The following is a 7,609-nucleotide window of genomic DNA, read 5'->3' as shown; positions in this document are numbered from 1 at the left end:
CCGTCTGCGCCGTGAAGCGCACGCCAAGCTCGATCGCGCTCGGGTCGCTCGTCGAGATGGTGGCGGGGACATCGTTGGCGCTGAACAGGCCGACCGCCGTCGATGCCTGGCCGACCTCGACCCCCACCTGCGCCGTCGCGGTACTGCCGCGGCCATCGGTGACGGTATAGGTAAAGCTCGCCGGCCCCGTATATCCCGCATCAGGCGTGAAGGTGACGAGGCGGGTTGTTGGGTTGTAGGCGACCGTACCATGGCTGCCGTTCGCCACACTGGCGATGCCGAGCGGGTCGCCATCCGGATCGGTGTCGTTCGTCAGAAGGCCCGCCAGGGTGATTTGCACGGCCGTGCCACGGCTGGTGAGGAAGCCGCTGTCGGCGACCGCCGTGGGCGCCCGGTTGCCGGCGGCGGCGTAGGGATTGAACGCAACATCGACCCAGTAGTTGGCAGACCCCTGCGGGACGCCGGTGGGGAAGGTGCCGGCCGGGCCATAGGCGATGAGCCCGTTCGGGCCGTTCGGCCAGGCGCTGGCGAGCGCGGTCAGCGGGCCGCTGGTATGCGCGACCGAGAAATACGACACCGGACTGGCGAGGTAGACCCCTGTCGTTGTGTGGTAGGAGGCGACGTAGGTGGTGTTGGCGGCGATGGCCACGGGCGTCGCAAAATCGACCTGCTGCCACCCGCTGGCACTCTCGGCCGAGAAGGTTGCCGACGCCAGCAATGTGCCATCCGACGTCCACAGGTTGCCGACATGCGGCCCGGTATTGCCGTCATTCTTGTAATACCGAATGCCGGAGATGGTGCCGCTGCTCGCTGACAGGAACTTCACCCCCAGCTCGGTCGGTCCGAACACATGCACCAGGCAAACATTGCAGCAGACCGTGGTCGGCGTGGCCGGCAGTTTGCTGGGGAAGGGGGCCGGCCCCTCGCTGGAATCGAATAGCGTGACCCGGTTGCTGGGTGCGACGGTCATGGACAGGCCCGGACCGGACGCCTCGATGTTCAGGCTGTCATCCACCGCGCGCGACAGGATGGTGTAGGTTCCGGCCGCCGGCGTCCGCCAGGTGTAGGTCCAGCTGGACGCCGTACTGTTGGCCGTCCACCAGCTCTTGCCGCCGTCGGTGGACACCTCGACGCCGGCGGCCTGCCCGCCGATGTCGCTGACGGTACCCGTCAGGGTGACCAGCATGCCCGCCTGCACCGTCGTCCCGCCGGCCGGGGCGGTGATTTTGGAGATCGGGGCGGTGCGGTCTGTGGACTTGGTGGCCAGCACGAGGCTGGCCTGCAGGGTCTGTGGCTGTACGCCCATATCGGCGAACAGGTTGACCATGGCTTGCTGGACGTTCGGGTCGGTCGGCGTCGGGGTGGCGTCGTGGTTGTCGTCCAGTCCCCAGGTCCAGTAGACTGTTCCGGAGCTGAACACCAGGGCGCCGCTCGGTGCGCGGTAGAGCGTCAGGTTGTGCGTGGCCGTGCCCTGGCCGACCGTGGTCCCGTAGTCCAGCAACATCGTGTCGACGTTCAGGGTCGTGGTCGACAACCGGACCAGGCCAGCGGGATCGAAGCCGTTGTCGGGTGCGATGTTCCATTCATAGCCGAGGAGGTTCGGCACCAGGCTGGCCGCATCGCCGGGCGCCGTGTTGGCGACGGCCGTGTTGCGCCAGAAGCGCAGCTTGGTCTGCTCGTAGGGAATGGTGATCGTGTCGGCGCGGTAGCTGTCGACCTGGAACATCGTGCCGAGCAAGCTGTTCTCGGGTCGCGCGCCGCCGGCAGGATCGGCGCTGAGGTCCCGCCAGGTCCCCGTCCACTCGGTGCTCGGATCGATCTTGCCGCCAGCCCGCGTCTCTTTGTAGCTCACCAGGGTGCGGTAGTCAGACCCGTCACTCGCAATGCTACCCTCCCAACGGGTCTTCCAATACACGTCGTTGCCGCCGAGGAAGGCGAGATTGACGCCGGCATCGCGCGCCGCCTCGACATTTGCCCGCTGCTTGCCGGACCAGTACTCGTCATGGCCGGACGACACGAAGACCTTGTGATTGAGCAGGCGCTGGCCGTAGCGGTCGGTGTCGACCCCCGAGATATAGGAGACGTCGTAGCCGTTCTCCTCCATCCACCGGAGAGCGGGGTACTCCGCGCCGAAGACAAAATCCCACGGCCCGGCATAGGTGCCACCGCCTTCGCGGGTCGTAATCGGACGGTTGTAGCTGACCTTGTAGGCGCGACCCGGGGCCGAGTCGCCGCCCGGCCCGTTGCCGCCATACAGATTGGCCCCACCCCAGCCATTATAGGCCTGCCAGGTGGTGTCCGACGTCTGGAACACGATGTCGCTGGTGGAGGCGTCGTTGCGGACAATGAAGGGAACATGGTTCTCACCGAGCGTGCCATCTTCGCGCACGAGCTTGGCGATATAGACACCGGAGACCAGGTCGTCTGGCATGTCCCAGCTGTCGCTGACGGTCCAGTTGCCGGCGTCGACGAGCCCGGTCGCGGCATCGCGGAGGGGCGTCGGCTGCACCAGCGCCGCTGTGGCGTTGTGCTCGACGCTGCCGACCTTGCGCGCGCCCATGCCGCCGTAATAGCCCAGCCGGTAGATATCGATGCGGTACTTGCTCGCATCGGTGTTGATCTTGAATTTGACGACGGCGCCGACGTTGTAGCTGATATCCGTCGTGAATCCCTCGATCGAGGCGGAGGGGCCGTTGAGCAGGTCCCACTCGCTCTGCGGGTTTCCCTGCTTCTGATTCTCGAGGACGATGGCATTCGCCGCAGCCGTTATCGCCGTCGACACGGTGAAATTCTTGGCGTTGGACTCGGGCGCCGCCGCGGTGGCAGAGGTCCCGCTGGCCGTGTCGGCTGCCTGGGTGAGAGTGAGGCTCGATCCGGTCAGCGAGGGGGTACCAGCCACTGGCGGCGTCGGCGAGGATCCGTTGCCCTGGGGCGGGAGCATGGGGCTGACCTCGAGGCGCGAGCCCGTGCTGGACATCGCCAACGAGGTCGCCGTCAGCGGATCCAGAGGTGTCAGTGACGAACTGCTCGTCGGGTCGGCCTGCAGCGACAGGGTAAAGTCGGCTGCTATCTCCTCGCCCGGCAGGCCCGGGGCATCCACCCGCGTCGGGCTGGCTGTCACGGTGCGGGTCGCCGGTGAGGGCTCGCCGCTACTGGTCGCTGACAGTGCGCGCGTGGTGGTTGGCGCCGCCAGGTCCAGCGGCTGCGCTGCATCGGCTGGAGCGAGGTCCGGACTGCTCGCAGCCGCATGGTGGCTTGCACCGAACGTGACCTGCGTGAGGTCTTTCTCTGCCATTATGACCCGGCTCCCCGCTAAGCGTCAGGGCTCGCGGAGGCTCTCATCGAGCCCCCGCAGCAATGGATGAAGGAAATACGACAACACGTTGCGCTGCCCGACCTTGATCTCACCGACCACGGTCATGCCGGGCAGCAGCCGTGTATTGTCCGGCACGCCCCGCAGCATGGCATCACCCAGATGAATGCGTGCCCGGTACACTGGGTCGCTGCCCTGCTCCCGATCCTTGAGAAAGGAGCCCTCGCTGATGACGCGCAGCTGCCCAGGCACCATGCCGTGCTCCTGGTACGGAAAGGCGTCCAGCTTCACCTGCACGGCTTGATTCACCGCCAGTCGACCGATGTCGCGCGCCTCAACGGACAGCTCCGCTTCCAGGGGCGCGTTCAGCGGTACGAGCGTGAGCAAGGTCTCCGCTTCGCGGACGACCGATCCCACGGACCGGTTGGCCACCTCCAGCACAACCGCATCCGCAGGCGCCGTCAGCGTGACCATGCGCTGGCGCAAGGTGGCCTTGTTCAGCTCCTCGGCCGCCGCATCCCGCTCGCCGCGCTGCCGGATCAGCTCATCGAGCGTGTCCTGCCGGAACTGCTCCAGAAAGGCGTCATGCTCGGCCGTGATCGCTGCCATTTCCTGCGCGAGCTCGGCCAGCTCCTGTCGCAGATGTTCGAGCCTGCCCTCCAGCTCCAGCCTGACATTGCGGATTTCCAGCAGGCTGACGCGCGAGCCGATCTGGCTGGCCAGGAGCTGAACGCGCATCGCCTCAAGCTCACGCACCGCAACCAATCGCTGCTGCAGGCTGTCCTGATCCCGCCTGTTGGTCTCCAGCTTGGCCGCGGCCCGCCCGCGGCGGGCGTCATACTCGCGCCGCTTCGCCTCCAGATAGGCTTGGCGCTGCGCGAAACTCTCCGCCTGAAGCCGCTCGTAGCCCGACACCGCCACCGCCTTGGTGACGTAGGGTCGGCCGCCGAGCTCGGCCTCCAGCCTCGCCACCTGGGCCGAGCGGCTGCTCAGCCGGTCGCGCAGCACGGCGACATCGGCCTCGGAAAAGGTCGAATCCAAGGTCGCCAAGGTATCGCCACGCCGCACGACCTCGCCCACCGCCACATCGATGCTGCGGATCACCGAGGTTTCCAGAGGCTGGACGACCAGATTGGGCGAGGTGGTCACCAACCGGCCGGCCGCCACAACAACCCGATCGATATGCGACCAATAGGCCCAAGCCACCGCGCACAGGATCAGGCCAGCGACTGCGTACAGGGTGAGGCGTGTAACACCTGGCAGCGCTCGGTGCTCGATCTCCAGCGCGTCCGAATGGAACGCAACAAGCGTGGCGCGGCGCCGGGGCGCCAGGGCGATGACCTCGCCGCTCGCTCGCGCCGCCACGGGCCGCGGCTGGGTTGGGTCCCTCTGTTGGCTCTTCATGCCACGTTTCGCATCTGCTGATTCCACAGGCTCAGATAACCTGTGCATCGTTGCAGCAGCTCGCCATGCTGGCCGATATCGGTGATCTTGCCCCGGTCGAGCACCATGATGGCATCCGCCTCGACCAAGGTCGCCAGGCGGTGCGACACGATGATGACAGTACGCCCGCTGGCGATGCGGCGCAGGTTCTGGCGGACGATGGCCTCGCTTTCCGGGTCGAGTGCGCTGGTGGCCTCGTCAAAGATGAGCAGCCGAGGCCGCGTCACCAGCGCGCGCGCAATAGCCAGCCGCTGCTTCTGACCCCCCGAGAGATTCTGCCCGTTTTCTTCGAGCATGGTGTCGAAGCCCCGAGGCAACCGCTCGATGAACTCGTCAGCGCCGGCGAGGCGCGCCGCCGCGACGATCTCGTCGAGACTGGCCGAGGGATGGGCCGCTGCGATGTTCTGGCGGACCGTGCCGCGGAACAGGAAATTTTCCTGCAGCACGACGCCGATGCTGCGACGCAGATGCACCAGGTCAATCTCGCGGATATCGTAGCCATCGAGCCGGACGATGCCTTGCTCGGCGGCATACAGGCCCTGTAGCAGTCGGGTGATGGTTGTTTTCCCGGATCCGCTGCGGCCGACGATCCCGAGGACCGAGCCCGCCGCGGCCGAGAAGGAGGCGCGGTCGAGCGCCGGCGGCAAGTCCGGCGCATAGCGAAAGCAAACGTTATCGAACTCGACCGCCCCCGCCAGTGTCGGTCGAATGCCATGCGTCCGGTCCTCGCGCTCTGGCTTGCGGCCCATCACCTCCCCCAACATCCGCACCGACAGCGCGACGTCCTGATACTCATGGACCATGGTAACAAGTTGGGAGAGCGGGCCTGAGACGCGGCCGGCCAGCATGTTGAACGCCACCAGTGCGCCGATCGTCAGGTCCTGCTCAAAGACCGCAAGCGCGCCAAAACTGACAATCGCCACCATCATGACGCGCTCGAGCAAGCCGGTGAGCGACTGCGCGAAGGCCGAGACCTTCTCGACCTCGTGGCGCATGCCAACGGCGCGAGCGGAGCGGTCATCCCAGGCGCGCCGCTGTTGCGGCTCCAACGCCAGGGATTTGATGGTCCGCATGCCGTGAACGCTCTCGGTCAACAGCGCCTGCCGCTCGCCTTCGGCGTCGTAGAGGGCGCTGAGGCGCCGCCGGAACGGACCTACCAGAGCCCCGATCACGCATGCGGTGAGGCCAGTGAAGGCCAGCACGATCAGGGTGAGTTGGGCACTGTAGAGCAGCAGAACCGGGACGAAGACCAGAAGCGACAGCGAGTCGAGCAGGGTCAGGAACAGGCGGCCGGTCAAGAACTCCCGGATGCGGCCGGCCTGTTGCAAATGCCGCACGATCACGCCGGCCGGCATCTGCTCGAAGAAGGTCATCGGCAACCCGAGCAGGTGGCCAAACGTCCGGGTGGCGACACGGATATCGACCCGGTTGGTCGCATAGATCAGTAAGTAACGTCTGAGGAAGTTAAACAAGGCATCGAACAACAACGCGATGACAACACCGACCGTTAGAACCTGCAATGTGGCGAAGCTGTGGTGGACGAGAACCTTGTCAAGCACGATCTGAAAGAAGATTGGCGTCGCCAGCCCCAAACCATAGAGCAAGACCGCGGCCAAGATGACATCGGCAAACAAGCGCCGCTGCCGCAACAGTTCCGGGATGAACCAGCGTAGGCCGAATGGCACCCCTTGGGTCGGCGGCGCCGCGGCCACTTGCCGCAGGAGAACAGCCTCACCCACCCAGTGTTGGCTGAAGGTGTCCTGAGCCACCTCAATCAGGTCGGTTCCCTGGACCAGCGGATCATACAGCCGGAGCGTGGGCACGCCCGCGGCGTCGCGCAGGTCGACCACGGCAACACAATTGCCATTCTTAAGCTGCACGATGACCGGCTGCACCGCGAACAGCGCCCGTAGCTCGGACCATTCGAGTCGCGCTGGCTGCATGTGAAAGCCGGCATCCTGCGCCATGCGCACGAATACGGCCGGCGAAATATTGGTTTCGCCAATGGCATAATCATGCAGCAGCCGCTCAACTGTGAGCTGAACGCCCTGATGCCTGGCGACGAATGCGAAGCAGGCGAGCTGGCTGTGTGTTTGCGCGTTCGTCGACATCAAACAGCCGCCTGCTCGCCTCAAGAAACGTTTCCGACATTTTATTAGAACATTAAAACGATGAGGCCACAATGCCGGTCGTGCGACATATCTCAAAAAAGTGACCATATGCTGTTGAACTGAAGCTTTCTCGAGATAAGACGCGGTGGCGAACAAACAGTGAGCTTGGGTCAGCTAAGTGTTGGGTGGCGCAACCCGTCACCGACGCGGAGGCGCGCGTGGCGGTAAGGCGGTCCTCGCACCGCTAATCCGGGTCTCCAGCGGTGACGGGGCGCCAGGTCTGGCAACCCAACAGCTGCCGGATGCTGTCCCAGGTCGCGCGGGATCAGCGCACCCAGCATTGCGATTTCATAGTGCCGCCGCAGCGGCTCGGCATCTCCCCATCGCGTCGGGCAGGCGATGCGGCCGAACCACCGATGGGGCCCAGACCATGATGGGGGTTACCGGCTGCATTCCACCGCCTGCACGGTGTCTGCTGCACTGTCCCGACCGCAGCCAGACTGGAGCAAGCGGGTAGCGGTGCATGAGCCACGGCACAGTTTGCCACGTATCCGCGGGAGGGCGGCCCCGATTAAGTCATCACACCCTGCAGACCATCGCCGGCCGCAACCAGAGTGCGGCCAGCACGATCTGCCAGACGCCACCCGCCTCGACTGATGGTTTAGGACGACATGTGAGTCTCAGGCCTAGGGCACGGCACGTAATAATTTTCCCAGGTTTACCGGGCAGGTGCGGTAGAATC

Annotated in this window: 3 protein-coding genes; all 3 read right to left on the bottom strand. The window is 65.4% G+C overall.

The features are described 5' to 3' along the window. The coding region (locus tag AC5JJ1_RS12770) for a N,N-dimethylformamidase beta subunit family domain-containing protein (RefSeq protein ID WP_495785484.1) at window positions 1-3,295 on the bottom strand (3,295 nt) is incomplete at its 3' end. A gap of 24 nt (window positions 3,296-3,319) precedes the next feature. Continuing rightward, complete coding sequence (locus AC5JJ1_RS12765; RefSeq protein WP_495785483.1) at window positions 3,320-4,717, bottom strand: HlyD family type I secretion periplasmic adaptor subunit; 1,398 nt, start codon at window positions 4,715-4,717, stop codon at window positions 3,320-3,322. After that, complete coding sequence (locus AC5JJ1_RS12760) at window positions 4,714-6,867, bottom strand: peptidase domain-containing ABC transporter (protein ID WP_495785482.1); 2,154 nt, start codon at window positions 6,865-6,867, stop codon at window positions 4,714-4,716. Before AC5JJ1_RS12760 ends, AC5JJ1_RS12765 begins: the two co-directional genes overlap by 4 nt. Window positions 6,868-7,609: the final 742 nt, after the last annotated feature.

It is taken from the genome of Belnapia sp., from assembly GCF_059504005.1.
Note: the sequence above shows the minus strand (reverse complement) of the source record. Positions and strands in the feature narration are given on the sequence as shown.

Bases quoted from the DNA above. Each gene is read 5' to 3' on its own strand.
- AC5JJ1_RS12765 (WP_495785483.1), bottom strand. From the start codon at position 4,717: ATGAAGAGCCAACAGAGGGACCCAACCCAGCCGCGGCCCGTGGCGGCG.
- AC5JJ1_RS12760 (WP_495785482.1), bottom strand. From the start codon at position 6,867: ATGTCGACGAACGCGCAAACACACAGCCAGCTCGCCTGCTTCGCATTC.